Source organism: Halanaerobium kushneri (assembly GCF_900156285.1).
GTDB classification, from domain to species: Bacteria; Bacillota; Halanaerobiia; order Halanaerobiales; family Halanaerobiaceae; genus Halanaerobium; species Halanaerobium kushneri.
The window spans coordinates 1-16493 of the sequence record NZ_FTNC01000028.1; the positions used below are offsets into that span (position 1 = coordinate 1).

Sequence of the window (16493 nt, forward strand, 5' to 3'; positions counted from 1 at the left end):
ATTACCATCATTATTGCTGTCACCATTACCATTAACATTACCATCAATGTTACTGTCAATGGTACCATCAACATTGCCATCATTTTTTTTATTTTCTTTATCTTTAGACTTGCTCTTTTCTTTTTTTTCTTTGATATCATTACTAATTTCTTTAAATCTTTTATCATTTTTCTCTTCTGCATTTTTAGACAATTTTCTCCACCACCCGCTTTAAAACTTTAAAGAACTGGTCTGCTGCTTCTTCATCATATTCAAATACAGTCTTCCCCGCTCTACCAGCTTCAGTTATTTTAACCCTTCTGTTAATCGGTTCTGTTAAAATATCTGGTTCATCGGAGAATATATCTTTTAGAAGCTCTAGATTAGCTTTTGATTCATTTGTCCTAGCATCAAACATATTAGGAATAATCAAAGTAATGAGGTCGCTGCTTAATCTGAGTTCATCTAAGTACTCATATATGTTACCTACGGCTCTTACACTGGCTGACTCAACCTGAACCGGCATAATAATATGGTCTATATAACATAAAACTGCATCATTAACTTTTGTTCTTTGCGGTCCACAATCAAACATAACAAAATCGTAATCCATATCTTCTAGGTCCGATAATATTTCTTCCATAATTATATCTATTCTGGAGTTACGATGTAATTCTGAGTTAATTTTTTCAATGTTATCATTAGGCAAAAGATCTAAATTTTCTCTAGCATTGATTATGCACTCACTTAATTTAGCTGGATAACGAGGATCCATTAAATCGAAAAAAGTATTTTCATAATCCTTTTCAGTAAATCCCAAAAATAAACTGGAATCATTTTGCCCGTCTAAGTCAATCAATAAAACATTAAAGTCTAGTTTTGCTAGTCCATGAGCTAATTGAACTGAAGTAGTGCTTTTTCCTACACCACCTTTATTATTGATCACTGCTATTTTTTTTGGTCCCACTTCAATCCCCCTTTTTGAGAGAAGAATTAACTACTCTTCTATTTTTCTTGATTAGATGATGATCTTTCTTCAATAAAATCTAAAAAACTCTTTTCTGTTATACGCCAGGTATTACCAAGCTTAAACCCTTCTAACTTTTTTTCCCTTAAATATCTGCGTATAGTTTGTTCACTCACTTTAAGCTTTTCTGCTATTTCATCAGGTGTATATATCTCAGGCATACTGATCCTCCTCCTAAAAATATAGTTTTAAAATCTCTTGATACTTATTCATGTTACAATCTAGTATAATACATAATCTATTATATATCAACAACTAAATCACTGATTGGAAATTGCTTTTCGTGCTTCTATGTAGTAATTACTGTCACCATTAACATTAACTCTACCATTAATGGTGACAGTAACATTAACATCAATGTTACCATCAATGGTAATGGTAACATCACCATCAATTCTACCATTGACATTACCATTAATGTTAACAGTAAAATTAACAGCACCACCAATTCCAATTTCACGACCAATACTAAAGATAGTTTTAATGTTAATTCCAATATTGCTGTTAACATTGCCATCACCATTAACAGCAATTCTACCATTAATGTTGACATTAACATTAATGGTAATGGTAACATTGACAGTAATATTGATGGTAATAGCATTTTTTATAATATTCCAAAATACATAATTATGCCGTTATGCCAATATGTAAATATGCCATTATGCTTTTACGTAAGTACGTAATTATGCTATTACATATTTTATAATATTCTGAATATTTATCAGAATTGTTGGCAGTTCATTTTTTTAATTAATTCCGTATCTGTATCCGTATACGGTTACGTATACGTTATAAACAAAAAAACCACTCCGATAAAGGAGCGGATAAAAAGGAGGAGGAAATTATCGAGTACAAAAATCTATATAATAGCTGCTTCTGGCGCAGCTTCAAAAAGGAGATCAAAGTCATTCGTTTATTCTGTTTATAATGATATCAGTGAGCTATTAAAAATCCTTTAAAGCCAAATTAGAAAATAATTAGATTAATAATCATCCATTGAGTCTTTATTTTCTTCAGTAACTTCAATAATTTTTCTGATATATACATTGCTTGAGTCAACAGTTCCTGGCTTCTCAAACTGCTCATAAAACTTATCATAGGCTTCATCCTTATTTTCCGCCCAGATCATCTTTTTCAACTGATTACTCCCATGCTTAACAGCAGAATTATAAGCTTTAATGTAAAATTGTTTCACCTTAATTATCCCCTTTTTCTAATCCGTATTGTCAAAAAATCTTTTAATTCATATATTCTCATTTATATGTTTAATATACGAAAGATAATATTTTATTAATTTATCAAGATTTTGATAGACAACTTTATCATCTACTTCTTCATACTCATGGACAAGCCTGTTCCTTATTCCTGTGCTGGGAGCAATATCTTTTGCAAATTCTTTTGATAATATTTCAAGATCAATCAATTCTAGAAAAGAGGAATAATAGTCCTGAGCTGGGTACCTATCTGATTTTTTTATCAGCATATTATTAATATCTAATGCTAAATCAATAATCAACTGAATAAGTCGCTCAATAGCATAGCGCTTAAGCTGATCATTTTGATATTCTTTAAAAGTATCAGGTTTGAACTTTTCCAGTTCACTAATATATTTTTCCATTTTTATGAGTTTATTTATGATTATTTCATTCATCAATATCTTGCCTCAATTTTTTTCTCTAAAGTTTTTCTTCTATCATCATATAAAAACTTAGTATCAGCATAAATCCCTGCTGCATAGATACTGAACTTTTCAAATTTTTCTTCACTACCATATAATAGCTTTCCTTTTTTTGCGATTTCTACTTTTAAAATAGGTTCAGCTTTAGTTAGATTAACAAGATCAATATCAGCACGCTGATAAAATTGAGATAATTCATTTAAAAGCTCCATTTCTTCTGACTCCGTTAGAAACTCAGAACATTTATATCCAAGATCAAGGTCGCTTCCTTTTTTATTATTGTCATCGGCATAGGAACCAAACACAACAAATAATTCGATATTATACTTATTAATAATATTGGTGGGTACTTCTAAATTCATTTTATCACCCCGTTTATTAAATTATACATTATTTTCAAAAACATAAAAAGAACTAATCCTTATTTTTCTTCTGATTTATTCAGTAATCTCTGAACTTTCTCATTATATTCATCTCTAACTTCCTGAAGCTCTTTCTGGAACTCTTTTTCCTGTTCTAATAGCGCCCGCTCCTTTTCATTTGTTAGCTTTTCCTTCATATTTTCCATAGTATTATCTTTATCTTCAAGCTGTCTATTAAGTGATTCAATCTTGCTTTCCAGCTGCTCATTTTCTTTCTGCTGTTTTTCTAACTCTGATCCCAACTCTTTTAAACGGTCCTTCATCTTAGGTAGTTCTTCTAACTGATCATCTTTGCGATGAATTTCATATTTTAACTCCTGCTTTTGATCCTTAAGATTAAATATCAGATCATCTTTAGTTTCGACAGAATTTTTAAGCTGCTCATTGTCTTTTTCCAGTTCTTCGAGTTCATTCTCAAGAGAAGAGACCCTATCTGATAATAAATTCTTTTCTTCTTTAGAATCCTTCTTTAATTCTTTATGCTTTTCCGTGAGATCTTCAAATTTATTCTTAAATTCTTTTATGGTTTCATCTTTCTCGGCCAGCTGCTGCAGGTAATTATTATCTTTCTCTCTTAAAGCAACAGCCATTTTTTCTCCCATACCGGTAAATATATTGGTAATCTCTTTGGTAATAGTTTGAAGAGAGGCCAAATCCCCACTTAACTCAGGCACTTCATCCTTAACAGTATTAATGTTATAAAGCCCCAACAAGTGCTCTACAAAGTCACCTCGGTTGTCAAAATTACTCATATCAGCCAGTTCATTAATCTTTTCTTTAGTTTCCTTACTTACTTTAGCACTCCAGGTTTCTGACATAATAATACCTCCTCAGGTTGTTTTAATGATATTCTACCTAAACTTAATTTATATAATCAAAACTTTAAATTTTGAAATATACTATAGTTTACTTATGTTTACTTTGTAAACTAAGTGATAATATAAGTTTACTAAATATTTTTACAATAGTCAATAAATATATGAAAAAAAGTAAAAACAGAGTGAAATGATATTACGGGATATATTTTCGAACAGATGTATGTTAAAATAAAGAAGAGAGAGGAGTTGATCTTAAATGAACCTGAAGGATAGAGGCAACAAAAAATGGACTGCCATGATGCTGATTGAACACAGGAAGCGCCTAAAAGAACTAAAGAAAAGCGAAAAGGACAGAGAAAAGCCAATTTTAGATGACCAGGAGAAAGCTGCTATTAACTTTAAGCTGCAGCAGGCTGTTCAAAAGAAACTGCCGGTAGAAATAAAATATTATGAAGATAAAAGATTTAAAATAACTTCAGGGGTAATCAAAAAAGTGAATTTGAATCGAAAAGAAGTAATTATCTCTGAAAAAACAGACGAGCAGCAGAAGATATCTATTAATAATCTATTGGATTTAAGACTGAAATAAAGAAATGAAATCCTATTACTCTTTAAAACCAAAGATATGGATGTTTAGCAAATATTTTTTTACTTTTAAACTAAAATAAGATATAATATTAGTATATTAGTAAAAGAGGTGGTCTGATGAATTATCGTCAAGATTTAAACAATTTGATTAAAAAGAATGATGGCCTTATTTTAACTAAAGAATTGAAAGAAGAGGATATTCCTAGAGAATATTTATCTATTTTTTTAGAAGAAGATAAGTTGGAGAGAATCAAAAGAGGAGTTTATACAACTCCTGATACTTTTAGTGATGAAATGTATATTATCCAGCAAAAAAATACCAGATTGATTTACTCTCATGAAACAGCTCTTTATCTACATGATTTAACTGATAGAGATCCTCTAGAATATACAGCAACTGCTCCTTATGGTTATCATAACCCTTATTTAAAAGACGAAAATATTAAAGTTCATACAGTTAAAAAAGAACTTCATTTACTTGGTGTTATGGAAAAGGAAACTATCTACGGCAGAAAAATCAAAGTATATAATAAAGAAAGAACTATCTGTGATATTTTAAAAGATCGCAATAATATTGATATTTCAACGGTTAATGGAGCTATTAGAAAATATTTAAATAGTAAAGATAAAGATATTCATTTACTTTTGAAGTATGGAGATAAATTAAAAATCGGCAGTGTCTTAAGAAAATATTTGGAGATGTTTGTATGAAAAACTTAATGCAATTAAAAGACTTAATTAAAAATTTGGCCAAAGAAAAAAATGTTAACAGTCAGGTGCTTTTAAGAAATTATATGATGCAGCGATTATTATTAAAGATTGCTAATTCTGATTATAAAAATAATTTTATTCTTAAAGGTGGTATGCTGGTTGCTGATCTAGTAGGTATTGAATCAAGAAGTACAGTAGATATGGATCTAACTATAAAATCATTTAGACTAAGCAAAGAAAATATTACAGAAGTTTTTACGGAAATATTTTCAGCCAAAACCGAAGATGAAATTGAGTTCAAACTAAAACAGGTAGACAGTATAAGAGAAGAAGCTGACTATAATGGATTTAGACTAGCTATTCTAGCATCAATGGGCAAAGCAAGAATTCCTTTAAAAATAGATTTAACAACAGGAGATAAACTCACTCCATCTGAAATTAATTACAGATATCAGATATTATTTGAAGATGAAAAAATAGATATTTTATCTTATAATTTAGAAACTCTACTGGCGGAAAAATTAGAAACTATTGTTAGCAGATCAAAGACAAACACCAGAATGCGTGACTTTTATGATGTATATATTTTAGCTTTGAAGTTTAAGAAAAAGATAAATACTGAATTGTTAGCAGTTGCTTTAATTGAAACTTCTAAAAATCGTAAGACTTATAAGGCTATAAAAAATGGTAAGGAGATTCTTATTGAAGTTTTCAAAAGTGAAATTATTTTAGAACATTGGAATAGGTATAGGAAAAAATTTAAATATGCAGAGGAAATTGAGTTTTCCAGTCTGGAAGAACAGATAATTAAGTTATGGAATGAAATCGAAGATAATGGTATTTAGAATTAAAATATCTTTTATTAGTCAAAATCCATAAAACAATAGGGTTAAATCGCAAAAAGTTTTATTTAGCCTGGGGATTACACCAACTTTTAATTTCTAGCAGCCGCTTATTCCTCATATTTCTAATACTCATCAAATTTTACCCCAACATCAGGTTTATCTATGCTGCAGTTGGGGCAGAACCACTTTAGTTCTTTAATATCTGGAGCGTCAGGGTTATCAAAGATAGACTGAATTGGAATAAATTCTCTATTTTCTGGTATATGTTTTCTTGTAGCTATATTCCACTCCATAGCAGAAAAAGATGAACCACATGCTTTGCATTGAAATTTCATATTCTAAAAACTCCTGTCATTGTAGATTATTTTAATTATAAACTTATAATGATGACTGCTATTAGAATATCAATTTTCATTGTGCTTTACAATGATTTCTTTTAATATCTTCAACTATAGATTCAGCCTTATCCCATCCTTTTTTGGTCAGGAGAAAAGAATTTTTGCACCATTCGTCGACAAACCCTTTTCTAATTGTTTTAGCTAAGCCAGATATATAGTTAGCCTTAACCCTGGGATCAGAATTATAATACTGATTTCCAATTCTCACATAGGGTATTTCTAAATAATAGTTATTTTCAATTCTAATTTCACCATCAGAGTAAAAAGCAAAACCTAATATTTCTCCTTCACAATATCCTAGTTCCTCATCTGAAACCGTATCAAATTCTTCTACAGCTTTAACTATTTCATTCAACATTATAATCACTCCATTCTCATATTTAGCAATTTACTTAATTATATCATTCACAAAATATTGTTGTAAGAAAATTTTATATATATTTAATATGAGTTTATCATAAGAAGTAATTTCAACTTGCAAAAACAGAAGTACTAGTTCAGACCTTTTCTTCATTTTTATTATCATCTTCACATTTATCTTGAATCTCCTTAATCCAGTTTCCTAAAATTCTATTTCTTTCCTGTAAATTCAGTATCATTCGATATAACCCTTCTAAACCTAACTGATTAGCTTTTTGATCTTTTTCTTCTTCTATTTGTTTTTGTTTATTTTCCCAATATCTAGTCATAAATCTTTTGTAATTTAATAATTCATCTTTAAACGGTTCAAATCCTTCGGTATCTTCTATATCCCAAGCTGGATCTTCAGCCCATTCACATTTTAACTTTTCAATTTCTCTTTCTATTTCTGGCAAGAATCTTAAATGTCTTAGTTTTACTTTTCGATATACAATAATATCCATCACATCATTTTTGGGATAATACCTTAATCCATCATCCGCTAAATAATATGTCATTTCTTCAAATTTTGTCTGAAAGTGATCAATAAGCAGTGGGTTATATTTTTTAACCCATTCTCTGTTTTTAGTTATTTTTTCACCTTTATAATTTCTAATTAATTCTTTTTTATTAAACATTATTTATTCTCCTTTTATAAATGTCATATAATATATTTCTTTTGTTAAAGCAAAATCCCTTTATAAATAATTTAATTTAAAAACGATTTTTATTTTGATAAATTTTGTGAATATAACACGAATTTGTTGCCAAAGGCAATTAAAGGTGATAAACTAAAAACAAGGTGTGAATATAACACTATTTTATACAAAATAGAGTGAAAAGGGGTTGAAACTTTAAAAATGCCAAAAAGAGGAAGAAGAATACCTGAAGTGCTGAGCGAGGAAGAACAGAAAAAATTATTAGAAGTTTTCAATGAAAGATATCCAACTGCATTGAGAAATAAAACTATGATCAGGTTAATGCTGAAAGCTGGATTAAGATTAGCAGAAACTTTAAATCTAAAATGGAGTGATATTAATTTTCCTGCTGCTAAATTATCAGTTGTCGAGGGTAAAGGCAGAAAAGATAGAAATCTCTGGCTTGGAGAAAAAACTTTGAACCAATTGGGTAAGTGGCGAGAAAAGCAGCATGAAATTTTAACTGAAAAGAAGTTGAATAATGAAGGCAATTTAGTTTTTACTACTTTAACAGGAAATCAGCTAAATGAAGCTAATGTAAGAAAGATGGTTTATAGATATGCAGAAAAAGCAGGTATCCAGGAAGAAGTTGAAAAAAAGTATCGGGATAAGGAAGGAAATGAGTTAGAAGAGACATACTTACAGAAGAAGGTAAGCCCCCATGTGTTAAGACATACCTTTGCTACTGAACTATATAGGATGACAAACGATTTAAGGAAGGTTCAGAAAACTTTAGGACACAGTAGTATTCAAACTACTATGATTTATACCCACCTGGTGGATGAGGAACTGGAGAATGACATGAAGAAGCTGGATGAAAAGTATTAATGGGTTAAGTCTGGATCAAAAAAGTTAGGATCATAACTTGTAGGCAGTATGTATATCCTGGTGCCGGGAGAAGACTTAAGATTAAAAAGCCTGGCTTTTATTCTATCATCTAAATTATTGTAAGCAATCAGTAAAATATCAATATTTTCTAGCCTATCGATTGTAGGTTCCAACCACTTGAAGCCAAAGTAAGTATCTACTTCATTTGATAGTTGCTGCTCTAAATGTTCATCATGCTTGTTTGTAATAACTGTCTTTAAATTATAATTATCTGGTTTGGACTGAATTTTAGTTATTAAATCTTTAACTTCTTTAGTTCCACCAACAATAGCTACAGTTTTAGCTGCAGCAGATTTTTTTTCCAGTCTGAAGATCATTAATCTGGATGAAATTATAAAGATTGCTATTAAAATATATAGGGAAGCTAATAGCGGCCAGCTATAATTATATGATGATGCAACTAGAGTAAAAGAACTAACTAAGAAGAAAATAAGTAAAGCTGTAGTTGTTCTAGATAGCAGATCCTTTTTTTCTAAAATTTCCATCTCATATAATTCAAATATACTCATGATCACAGATATTAATAGTGAAGAAAAAAGAATCACTTCATTAAAACTTTTAAAATACTCTCCTAAAGTAAAATCGTAAATGAATAGAGCTGCTAAAACCAAGGGGAAATTAACGCTAAAAAGATCAGAAAAGAATTTCAATCCCACATAAAATATCTTTTTATAGTTTTGCTGCATGTTAATACCTCACTCTAATTTTATAGTTCCCTATGACACTTCTCACATAACTGGCCTACCCCAGTCACATAATGCTCTCTGGTATCTACTTTTGCACTAACTTTAACCTCAGTTTTTCTTCCACAGATAACACACTTCTCATATTCACCTGAAGTCGATTTGACCTTACCCTTCGGCTTAATATCATAAATTTTTATTCCCAGATCAGATAATACTTTTTTAACTAAATCATAGCTGATTCCATTATTTTTAGCATATTTTTTTAATTGATCTCTAGTTAAATATCCCTGCTGCTGAAATTTATCTTTTAAATAGGACATTATTTTCACCCTTTACTTTGAATAATACTCTACAGTTTGTTTTAACCCTGCTTTAAAATCATAATCAGGTTTCCAGCCTAATAGCTCTTTAGCTTGACCATTAGCCAGGGAAGAATGCAAAATATCTCCTTTGCGAGCTTCTTCATAAATAGCGTCTAAATTATATGGAAGAATCAAATTTAGATATTCTACAAGATCATTAACACTATCTCTGCTCTCAGTACTAATATTAACCAGGATATTATCTCCTGTTTCTAAAGCAAGAAGATTGGCTTTTACTATATCATATACATGAATAAAATCTCTAGTCTGCTTACCATCACCAAATATAACTGGTCTTTCTTCAGCTAACATTTTATCGACAAAAACAGAAACAACTCCACCTTCACCTTTAGGATCCTGACGAGGTCCATAGACATTAGCATAGCGGAATATAGTATATTTCAGATCATAAAGTTCATTGTACATTTTTATGTAATGTTCTGGTGTATGTTTACTTATTCCATATGGTGACATTGCTTTTATCGGGTGTTTTTCATCTATAGGTAAATAATCTGGTTCACCATAAACAGCAGCTGAAGAAGCGTAAATTATCTTTTCCACTTCATAGTCCTTAGCCACCTCTAAAACATTGATAGTTCCCAAAATATTATTTTGAGCATCGAAGAGAGGATCTTTAATTGAGTGCTGGACATCTATCTGAGCTGCATGATGAATTACATGTGCAATATTATTTTCTTTAAAAACTTTCTCTAATTCCTGATCACTAATATCCAAATGATAAAATTCAGCTTTCTCATTTAAATTCTCTTTTTTACCTGAACTTAGATTATCAACTATTATTACTTTGTGGCCTTTTTCAATTAAGCCATCTACAATATTGGAACCAATAAACCCTGCTCCACCTGTTACCAATACTTCCATGAACATTCAACTCCCTTTATCCGAGTAATAAAATACCCGCTGCTGCAAAGTAATAGCACCGGGTAATTAATATCTGATTTAATTATATTTTATTAATTTGCCTTATGCCCCATAAAAATAACTTTTAGAGTTTCCAATAATATCTTTAAATCAAAGACAAAAGACCGCTTATTGGCATATAAGAGATCCATTCTCAGCTTATCTTCAGCATCAGTATCATAGAAACCATATACCTGAGCTAAACCAGTAATACCTGTTTTAATAAAGTGACGATATTTATAATGAGGTATTTCTTTTTCAAATTGACCTACAAAATGAGGCCTTTCAGGTCTTGGTCCCACTATACTCATATCACCTTTTAAAACATTAATAAGCTGTGGAATTTCATCAATCCTTGTTTTCCTCAATATTTTTCCAATTTTAGTTACTCTGCTGTCATTTTTCTTAGCTAATACAGGGCCGGTATTTTCTTCTGCATTATTAACCATTGTCCTGAATTTATATACGTCGAATTCTTCTCCCATGCGACTTACCCGCTCCTGATTAAAGAAAAGTGGGCCTCTACTTTCTAACTTTATAGCAATAGCAGCTGGCAGAGTTAAAGGTAAACTTAAAAGGAGACCGATTGAAGCCAGTATAATATCTGTTAAGCGTTTAAAGAAAAAGCCAATAGAATTATGCGGTGGTACAATCTCAAAAACAGGCATTTCTCCAATCTGTTCCAGCCGGGAACCAGAAAGCATAATCTCATAGAATTCAGGTACTAGAGAAACCTCCCAGTCCTTCTCTAAAGCTGCATAAAAAGCACCCTTTTTTTCTTCTTCATTTAAATTTGAAGCGATAAATACTATGTCTGCATCCATTCCCATTAATTTCTCTTCTAAGTTATTAAAATCATTATATAAATTAAATTCTACATGATCTAGACCTTTAAGATAATCAGGGTTATCAATAATTACATCCTTAATATTATAGCTTTTATGCATGGTACTAACTATATTTTTTATTAACTTAGCTGTATTTTCTCCACGACCAACAATAATTATTTCTTCTTTTTTAGATATAAGGCGCTCCAAGGCTATTGTTAAATAACGCCAGGCAACCATCGTTAAAAAAAGAGTAGGGAAAGATATTAAATAAACCGAGCGTGGAAAGGCCAAAGAATGAGTTAAATATGTTACTGTACCTGTAAAGAGGACTATAATAAAGGTTGCTGGTATAAAGGTATAGAAAACCTCATCTATCCTTCTCTTTAATTGATTGCTGTAAAGGTCGTACATTTGGAATAGGAGAACAGAGAAGATTGAAACATACGGTATTATATTTAACAAAGCATTATAGTTTTGAGATGGTATTCTCCCGGTAAAACGCAACTTAAACGCTAGCAGAAAAGCTAGATTAACAAAAATGACATCTCCGATAATGCGGATGGTGTTTATAAATAACTCTTTGGCTTTCATAATGGTCCCCCTGTTTATAAATCAAATTGATTCAACTGTAAATTTTCAGTATACTCATATAAATTATACTCTACATATTAAGGCAATTCAACAAATTCGACAAAAATAGTGATTAAAGATGATGCCTAAACTAAATGATTTGAGCAAAAAATAGTTACATATGTTTTGTATTTGTATATCATAATACTATAGTTTTGTTTACTATTATAATATCATCTAGGTACTTTCCCCATCATAAAAGGTATCTATAGAAAGCTCAATTTGTTTTAACCAGCTTTTAAGCTCATCCTCTTTAACCTGATTGGAAACAAATTCGTTCTGAGAGAAATTAATAAAAATTTCATCCAGTTCAGATGTTTTGATTTCTTCTTCTAATTTTTCCAACTCTTGTTCTTCAATAAATTTTTTATCAAGCTCAAAGTTTTTGGCTGCTGCCATTTCTGCTATCTCATTTAAATAATCTTTAGCATTTTCCTGATAGATATTTACAATAGAATCTTCCACATCTCTGACTACCTGCTCACCTAAAAAACCGACATCAGAAATTAAATGTTCAAAAAGTCTTGGAACTTCTTCGAGCATTAAAGCTCTGAGCAGCAGCTTATCATTAGGTTTCAGCTTTTTTTCTAGATGTTCATTGATTTTCTTTAAACCACCATAACTGAATAAGACCAGCATATATTTTTTCATTATTTATCACCCACAAGTTTTAATAACTTTATTTGAAGTCTATTAAGTAATTATTCTAAATAAAAATCTCCAGTCCAATCAGCGGCCAGTAGAATCTGGCAACTAAAATATAGATCACCCAGCCGATAACTTTAAGCAACAGGCCCCATTTTAGAGCATCCTTGATCTGATAATAGCCGGAGGAAAAAGCAATCGCATTTGGTGGAGTTCCCATCGGCAGCAAAAAGGCAAGCCCTCCAGATAAAGCAACAGATAAAGTTAAAAGTATTGGGTTTAGACTGTAGGCTTCAGCTGCACTGTAAGCTACTGGCAGAATAACCGCCACAGAAGCTACATTACTGACTCCTTCAGTTAGAATGGAGGTGAAGACTGCAAGAAGAACTATAAATAGAAATGGTGCTAGCTCCAGCTGCGAAAAAAATCTAGCTGCCATCCAGTCAGTTACTCCGGTTTCTACTAAAGAAGAGGCGACCACAACTGCACCTCCATACATTAAAATTACTCCCCAGTTGACATAAGATTCTACTTTCTGCCAGTCCACAACATTGAAAGCAACAACTAAGACCCCCCCCAGTAGAGATGTGACAGCGATATTGATCAGATTTGATAAAAATAACCAGCTAAAAACTACTGCAGCTAATATTAGAATCAGTTTTTTTTCGGCTTTAGAGAAATTTCCCCTGGCCTCTGATTTGGACTTCAATTTTTCTAAGGAGCGAGAGGTATCATCAATATCAATCTCAGCAAATTTAGCAATAATCACTGCAAAAATAATTAAGAGCAAAAAAGGCAGAGGCCAGCTGTATTTAATCCATTCAAAAAAACCAATAGAGATCCCATAGTGCTTTTCTAATAATCCAACCGCCAACAAATTACGAGCACCACCAAGATAGGTTGTGATCCCACCAATTACTGTTCCCCAGGCCATTGTTAAAAATAGCAGCTTTCCATAATTGCTCTCAAGCCTTTTTAAGTCCAAACTGACTGCAATCTCTAAGACTATCGGAAACAACAGAGCAGCAACGGCATGTTCGGGCATGATTAAGGATAAAAAAGCAGCTGTAAATAAAATTCCATATAATAATTTAAGTGGACTTTTGCCGCTGAAAGATATTATTTTAAAAGCTAATCTTGATCCTAAACCTGTCTGATATAAACCGGAGGCAAGGATTAGTGCTCCCAGAATAAAAAAGATTGCCTTGGAACCAAAAAGAGAAAAAGTATATTCAATGCTCATTACATTTAAAAGTGGTAATAAGGCAATTCCAAGCAGTGAAGTTACTGATAATGGAAGCACATGTGATACCCAGAGAGTTAAAACCAGAACAAAAACTGCCAGAGCCCTTTGTCCAGCTGGATTTAACCCTGCCATAGTTGGCATTACTAAAAGTATTAGAAAAAAAATAACACCTGTGTATTTAATTATTTCTTTAAAATATTTAAACATCAAAATCATTTCCTTTCACCAAAACTGGTTACTTAACAAAAAACCTCTCCCTTTATTCGCTCTCAGGAGAGGATGTTAAAATCTTTTTACCAGTTAATGATAAACTATATCTGTATATTTTAACTATTTTAAAATAAGATCCAGCACCATTTTAACTGATTTTTCAAGACTTAAGATTTCAGTATCAACTATCAGTTCAGGGGCTTCTGGGTCTTCGTAAGGAGCTGAAATACCAGTGAAATTTTCAATCTCACCGTTTTTAGCCTTTTCGTAAAGCCCTTTAGGATCCCGCTCAGCACAGGTCTCTACACTAGCTTTAACATAAATTTCTTTAAAGTTATCTGCTCCTGCAGCCTGGCGGGCAGCTTCTCTGCCAGCTTTATAGGGAGAAATAAAGGAAGCCAGGGTAATCAATCCGGCATCGGCAAAAAGAGCAGCTACCTGACCGATGCGGCGGATATTCTCTTTTCTTTCCTCAGCAGTAAAGCCGAGATCTTTATTTAAACCAAAGCGCAGGTTATCACCATCAAGGCGGTAAGAGGCTTTACCGCGTCGGTAAAGTTCTTTTTCCACCTCAACGGCAATAGTAGATTTACCGGAGCCCGAAAGTCCGGTAAACCATAAGACTATGCCCTGCTGTCCTAAAAGTTCCTCCCGAGCAGCCTTATCAATTTTACCTGAATGCCACTTTATATTATCTACCATGGTCTAAAAATAATCCCCCTGTCCTGAAGTAAGCCCTTAATCTGGCCTGAAACTTCTTTCTCAGAGGTGAACTCAGGAATATGGAGATCAAATTCCAGATCAGTTGTTACCCGATCACCCAGCCAGACAGTCTCTATCTGCTGTGGATTAACTGTAGTTTTAATCAGTTCTAAGTCAGACTGACTCAGTTCAACTGCTGTGACAACTAAAATCGCCCCTGCATCAAGCATTAAGTGGGAAACCTCTGCCAGACGGCGCAGGTGCTCTTCCTTATGTCCATTATCACCGTTTTTAATATCAGCATCAACACCGTAGAGCAGGTTACCGATACCGAGGAAATAAACTACCTTACCATCATTAAATAATCTCTTTTCTAAGGCTTTAGCTGTTGGTTTTTTACCAACATCCTCTTCTCCTGTAATTAAAATCAGAGTTGATTTCTGATTATATTTTTCGGCCCGATCTTCGCGGCTGATTAAAGACTGCTCCCAGTTGTAATTACGGCGCATAACCTTTTCTCGAACCCAGCTCTGTTCATCTTCCATAGCCTCAGAGATGATTCCACCACCGGCAATCTCAAAGTCATCAACAATCACAAAGCGGCTGGTCTCCTCAATCTCTCCTGCCAGGTCAAAGGCCATCGCCTTATCAAGTTTAAAGACCACCTCTGCTACATCATGGCGTTCAATTTTTTCTTTGCTTTCATCCTGATCTAAGTTAGAAGCATCAATCACCCGATTAATCTTTTCCAGCCGAGCTTTAACCTTAGCGGTTCCTACCTTAAGATAATATACCTTATCCTTAACTAGATCCTGACGGGCCAACCAGAATAAATTGGCCTTAATTCTTGCTGAAACCTTGGGCTCAGCCTCATCGGCTCTGGAGGCAAGTTCACCCCGGGTAATATAGATCTGTTCATCCAGAGTAAAGCCGGTTGCTTTTCCGACCTTAACCTTATGCTGTTGGTCTTCTTTAAAACCTTCAATTGTTTTAACAGTACTCTTTTTACCGGAAGGATAGAAAACAACCTCATCTCCGATATTTAATTCTCCAGCACCAACTGTACCGGCAACTATGCGGCGGTCATCTCCACCTTTGGTAAATTTATAGACATCCTGAACCGGCATTCTAAAGGGTTTATTGTGGGGCAGAGCTTCATTTTCAAAGCTGTCCAGCTGCTCCAGCACAGTTTTGCCGTGATACCAGTCCATATTTTCTGAACTGTCGGCTACATTATCACCGAGCATCCCGCTGACCGGAATAAAGGTCTCTGCTTCCATTCCCAATTCCGCTAAAAATTCAGTGTATTCAGCTACTATCTCATTATATGTATCCTCGTCATAGTCCACTAAATCCATCTTATTGACCACAACTGCAATCTGTTTGATACCGAGCATTGAAAGCATATAGCCGTGGCGGCGGGAGTTTTCTTTAACTCCTTCTGATGCATCGATTACTAAAAGTGCAGCTTCTGCTCTGGCAGCACCGGTTACCATATTCTTCAAAAACTCAATATGTCCCGGAGCATCTAGGATAATATACTGTCTAAAATCTGTCTGGAAAAAGACCCGGGCTGAATCAATTGTAATTCCCTGTGCCTGCTCATCTTTTAGAGCATCAAGTAAAAAAGCATATTCAAAGGGTTTGGAGTTCTTGCGGCAGGTTTCTTTAACCTGTTCTAATTTACCCTCAGGTAAAGAATCAGTATCTGCCAGCATTCTGCCGATAATTGTACTTTTCCCGTGATCAACATGACCTGCAATAACTAAATTTAAATCTTTATCTCCAGTTTTATTATTCATCATTA

The 16493-nt window shown here is 32.9% G+C and carries 22 protein-coding genes and 1 pseudogene; 4 read left to right on the forward strand and 19 right to left on the reverse strand.

Annotated elements, in window-relative coordinates; translation table 11 throughout:
- From BW929_RS13030 to BW929_RS13065, 8 genes and pseudogenes are all read right to left on the reverse strand, one after another.
- A pseudogene (locus BW929_RS13030) lies at window positions 1-192 on the reverse strand (hypothetical protein); the annotation flags it as partial.
- Window positions 185-946: a ParA family protein gene (locus BW929_RS13035; protein WP_076545928.1), complete on the reverse strand. Its 762-nt coding sequence runs from the start codon at window positions 944-946 to the stop codon at window positions 185-187. The gene BW929_RS13035 and the pseudogene BW929_RS13030, both read right to left, overlap by 8 nt.
- Before the next feature lie 38 nt (window positions 947-984).
- Window positions 985-1167, reverse strand: a complete 183-nt coding sequence (locus tag BW929_RS13040) for a helix-turn-helix domain-containing protein (RefSeq protein ID WP_084566217.1) — start codon at window positions 1165-1167, stop codon at window positions 985-987.
- A 128-nt stretch (window positions 1168-1295) separates the two neighbouring features.
- Window positions 1296-1451, reverse strand: coding sequence for a hypothetical protein (locus tag BW929_RS15290; RefSeq protein ID WP_159437164.1), 156 nt, complete (start codon window positions 1449-1451; stop codon window positions 1296-1298).
- Window positions 1452-1991: 540 nt separating this feature from the next.
- A complete protein-coding gene (locus BW929_RS13050) occupies window positions 1992-2204 on the reverse strand; it encodes a hypothetical protein (protein ID WP_076545931.1) in 213 nt (70 codons plus the stop codon).
- A 48-nt stretch (window positions 2205-2252) separates the two neighbouring features.
- On the reverse strand, window positions 2253-2660 hold the full coding sequence (hepT, locus tag BW929_RS13055) for a type VII toxin-antitoxin system HepT family RNase toxin (protein WP_076545932.1): 408 nt from the start codon (window positions 2658-2660) through the stop codon (window positions 2253-2255).
- Window positions 2660-3049 carry a type VII toxin-antitoxin system MntA family adenylyltransferase antitoxin gene (mntA, locus tag BW929_RS13060; RefSeq protein WP_076545933.1) on the reverse strand — a complete coding sequence of 130 codons (390 nt, stop codon included), beginning with the start codon at window positions 3047-3049 and terminating at the stop codon, window positions 2660-2662. The genes hepT and mntA overlap by 1 nt, the downstream gene beginning before the upstream one ends.
- A gap of 59 nt (window positions 3050-3108) precedes the next feature.
- A complete protein-coding gene (locus BW929_RS13065) occupies window positions 3109-3927 on the reverse strand; it encodes a V-type ATP synthase subunit I domain-containing protein (protein WP_076545934.1) in 819 nt (272 codons plus the stop codon).
- 256 nt (window positions 3928-4183) lie between these two features.
- On the opposite strand from BW929_RS13065, the gene BW929_RS13070 reads away from it, so the two are divergent.
- The 3 genes from BW929_RS13070 (at window position 4184) to BW929_RS13080 (ending at window position 6071) form a co-directional block, all read left to right on the forward strand.
- Window positions 4184-4516, forward strand: a complete 333-nt coding sequence (locus BW929_RS13070) for a YolD-like family protein (RefSeq protein WP_076545935.1) — start codon at window positions 4184-4186, stop codon at window positions 4514-4516.
- Window positions 4517-4632: 116 nt separating this feature from the next.
- A complete protein-coding gene (locus BW929_RS13075) occupies window positions 4633-5226 on the forward strand; it encodes a type IV toxin-antitoxin system AbiEi family antitoxin domain-containing protein (protein ID WP_076545936.1) in 594 nt (197 codons plus the stop codon).
- Window positions 5223-6071 (forward strand): nucleotidyl transferase AbiEii/AbiGii toxin family protein, encoded by an 849-nt coding sequence (locus BW929_RS13080; protein ID WP_076545937.1) that lies wholly within the window; start codon window positions 5223-5225, stop codon window positions 6069-6071. Before BW929_RS13075 ends, BW929_RS13080 begins: the two co-directional genes overlap by 4 nt.
- A 122-nt stretch (window positions 6072-6193) precedes the next feature.
- On the opposite strand, the gene BW929_RS13085 is transcribed toward BW929_RS13080, so the two are convergent.
- The 3 genes from BW929_RS13085 to BW929_RS13095 all read right to left on the reverse strand — a co-directional run bounded on the left by BW929_RS13085 (window position 6194) and on the right by BW929_RS13095 (window position 7506).
- Window positions 6194-6406 (reverse strand): hypothetical protein, encoded by a 213-nt coding sequence (locus BW929_RS13085; protein WP_076545938.1) that lies wholly within the window; start codon window positions 6404-6406, stop codon window positions 6194-6196.
- A 76-nt stretch (window positions 6407-6482) separates the two neighbouring features.
- The gene (locus tag BW929_RS13090) at window positions 6483-6827 is read right to left on the reverse strand and encodes a hypothetical protein (protein ID WP_076545939.1); all 345 of its coding nucleotides are present in this window, start codon (window positions 6825-6827) and stop codon (window positions 6483-6485) included.
- A gap of 139 nt (window positions 6828-6966) precedes the next feature.
- Window positions 6967-7506, reverse strand: a complete 540-nt coding sequence (locus BW929_RS13095) for a hypothetical protein (protein WP_076545940.1) — start codon at window positions 7504-7506, stop codon at window positions 6967-6969.
- A 222-nt stretch (window positions 7507-7728) separates the two neighbouring features.
- Here BW929_RS13095 and BW929_RS13100 point away from each other — a divergent pair, with 222 nt between their 5' ends.
- Window positions 7729-8394 carry a tyrosine-type recombinase/integrase gene (locus tag BW929_RS13100; protein ID WP_076545941.1) on the forward strand — a complete coding sequence of 222 codons (666 nt, stop codon included), beginning with the start codon at window positions 7729-7731 and terminating at the stop codon, window positions 8392-8394.
- On the opposite strand, the gene BW929_RS13105 is transcribed toward BW929_RS13100, so the two are convergent.
- From BW929_RS13105 to BW929_RS13140, 8 genes are all read right to left on the reverse strand, one after another.
- Complete coding sequence (locus BW929_RS13105) at window positions 8391-9140, reverse strand: nucleoside-diphosphate sugar epimerase/dehydratase (protein ID WP_076545942.1); 750 nt, start codon at window positions 9138-9140, stop codon at window positions 8391-8393. The genes BW929_RS13100 and BW929_RS13105 overlap by 4 nt on opposite strands.
- A gap of 20 nt (window positions 9141-9160) precedes the next feature.
- Window positions 9161-9460 carry a hypothetical protein gene (locus BW929_RS13110; RefSeq protein ID WP_076545943.1) on the reverse strand — a complete coding sequence of 100 codons (300 nt, stop codon included), beginning with the start codon at window positions 9458-9460 and terminating at the stop codon, window positions 9161-9163.
- Between the two features lie 12 nt (window positions 9461-9472).
- On the reverse strand, window positions 9473-10384 hold the full coding sequence (locus BW929_RS13115; RefSeq protein ID WP_076545944.1) for an SDR family oxidoreductase: 912 nt from the start codon (window positions 10382-10384) through the stop codon (window positions 9473-9475).
- A gap of 92 nt (window positions 10385-10476) precedes the next feature.
- On the reverse strand, window positions 10477-11844 hold the full coding sequence (locus BW929_RS13120; RefSeq protein ID WP_076545945.1) for a sugar transferase: 1368 nt from the start codon (window positions 11842-11844) through the stop codon (window positions 10477-10479).
- A gap of 216 nt (window positions 11845-12060) precedes the next feature.
- Window positions 12061-12534, reverse strand: a complete 474-nt coding sequence (locus tag BW929_RS13125; protein ID WP_076545946.1) for a hypothetical protein — start codon at window positions 12532-12534, stop codon at window positions 12061-12063.
- A 55-nt stretch (window positions 12535-12589) separates the two neighbouring features.
- Window positions 12590-13981 carry an SLC13 family permease gene (locus BW929_RS13130; protein WP_076545947.1) on the reverse strand — a complete coding sequence of 464 codons (1392 nt, stop codon included), beginning with the start codon at window positions 13979-13981 and terminating at the stop codon, window positions 12590-12592.
- A gap of 123 nt (window positions 13982-14104) precedes the next feature.
- Window positions 14105-14686, reverse strand: a complete 582-nt coding sequence (gene cysC / locus BW929_RS13135) for an adenylyl-sulfate kinase (protein ID WP_076545948.1) — start codon at window positions 14684-14686, stop codon at window positions 14105-14107.
- Window positions 14680-16488, reverse strand: coding sequence for a GTP-binding protein (locus tag BW929_RS13140; RefSeq protein WP_076545949.1), 1809 nt, complete (start codon window positions 16486-16488; stop codon window positions 14680-14682). Before BW929_RS13140 ends, cysC begins: the two co-directional genes overlap by 7 nt.
- Window positions 16489-16493: the final 5 nt, after the last annotated feature.

Bases quoted from the DNA above. Each gene is read 5' to 3' on its own strand.
- BW929_RS13070 (WP_076545935.1), top strand. From the start codon at position 4,184: ATGAACCTGAAGGATAGAGGCAACAAAAAATGGACTGCCATGATGCTG.
- BW929_RS13090 (WP_076545939.1), bottom strand. From the start codon at position 6,827: ATGTTGAATGAAATAGTTAAAGCTGTAGAAGAATTTGATACGGTTTCA.
- BW929_RS13065 (WP_076545934.1), bottom strand. From the start codon at position 3,927: ATGTCAGAAACCTGGAGTGCTAAAGTAAGTAAGGAAACTAAAGAAAAG.
- BW929_RS13095 (WP_076545940.1), bottom strand. From the start codon at position 7,506: ATGTTTAATAAAAAAGAATTAATTAGAAATTATAAAGGTGAAAAAATA.
- BW929_RS13120 (WP_076545945.1), bottom strand. From the start codon at position 11,844: ATGAAAGCCAAAGAGTTATTTATAAACACCATCCGCATTATCGGAGAT.
- BW929_RS13105 (WP_076545942.1), bottom strand. From the start codon at position 9,140: ATGCAGCAAAACTATAAAAAGATATTTTATGTGGGATTGAAATTCTTT.
- BW929_RS13040 (WP_084566217.1), bottom strand. From the start codon at position 1,167: ATGCCTGAGATATATACACCTGATGAAATAGCAGAAAAGCTTAAAGTG.
- BW929_RS13075 (WP_076545936.1), top strand. From the start codon at position 4,633: ATGAATTATCGTCAAGATTTAAACAATTTGATTAAAAAGAATGATGGC.
- BW929_RS13110 (WP_076545943.1), bottom strand. From the start codon at position 9,460: ATGTCCTATTTAAAAGATAAATTTCAGCAGCAGGGATATTTAACTAGA.
- BW929_RS13140 (WP_076545949.1), bottom strand. From the start codon at position 16,488: ATGAATAATAAAACTGGAGATAAAGATTTAAATTTAGTTATTGCAGGT.
- BW929_RS13080 (WP_076545937.1), top strand. From the start codon at position 5,223: ATGAAAAACTTAATGCAATTAAAAGACTTAATTAAAAATTTGGCCAAA.
- BW929_RS13085 (WP_076545938.1), bottom strand. From the start codon at position 6,406: ATGAAATTTCAATGCAAAGCATGTGGTTCATCTTTTTCTGCTATGGAG.
- mntA (WP_076545933.1), bottom strand. From the start codon at position 3,049: ATGAATTTAGAAGTACCCACCAATATTATTAATAAGTATAATATCGAA.
- BW929_RS13115 (WP_076545944.1), bottom strand. From the start codon at position 10,384: ATGGAAGTATTGGTAACAGGTGGAGCAGGGTTTATTGGTTCCAATATT.
- cysC (WP_076545948.1), bottom strand. From the start codon at position 14,686: ATGGTAGATAATATAAAGTGGCATTCAGGTAAAATTGATAAGGCTGCT.
- BW929_RS13100 (WP_076545941.1), top strand. From the start codon at position 7,729: ATGCCAAAAAGAGGAAGAAGAATACCTGAAGTGCTGAGCGAGGAAGAA.
- BW929_RS13130 (WP_076545947.1), bottom strand. From the start codon at position 13,981: ATGTTTAAATATTTTAAAGAAATAATTAAATACACAGGTGTTATTTTT.
- hepT (WP_076545932.1), bottom strand. From the start codon at position 2,660: ATGAATGAAATAATCATAAATAAACTCATAAAAATGGAAAAATATATT.
- BW929_RS13125 (WP_076545946.1), bottom strand. From the start codon at position 12,534: ATGAAAAAATATATGCTGGTCTTATTCAGTTATGGTGGTTTAAAGAAA.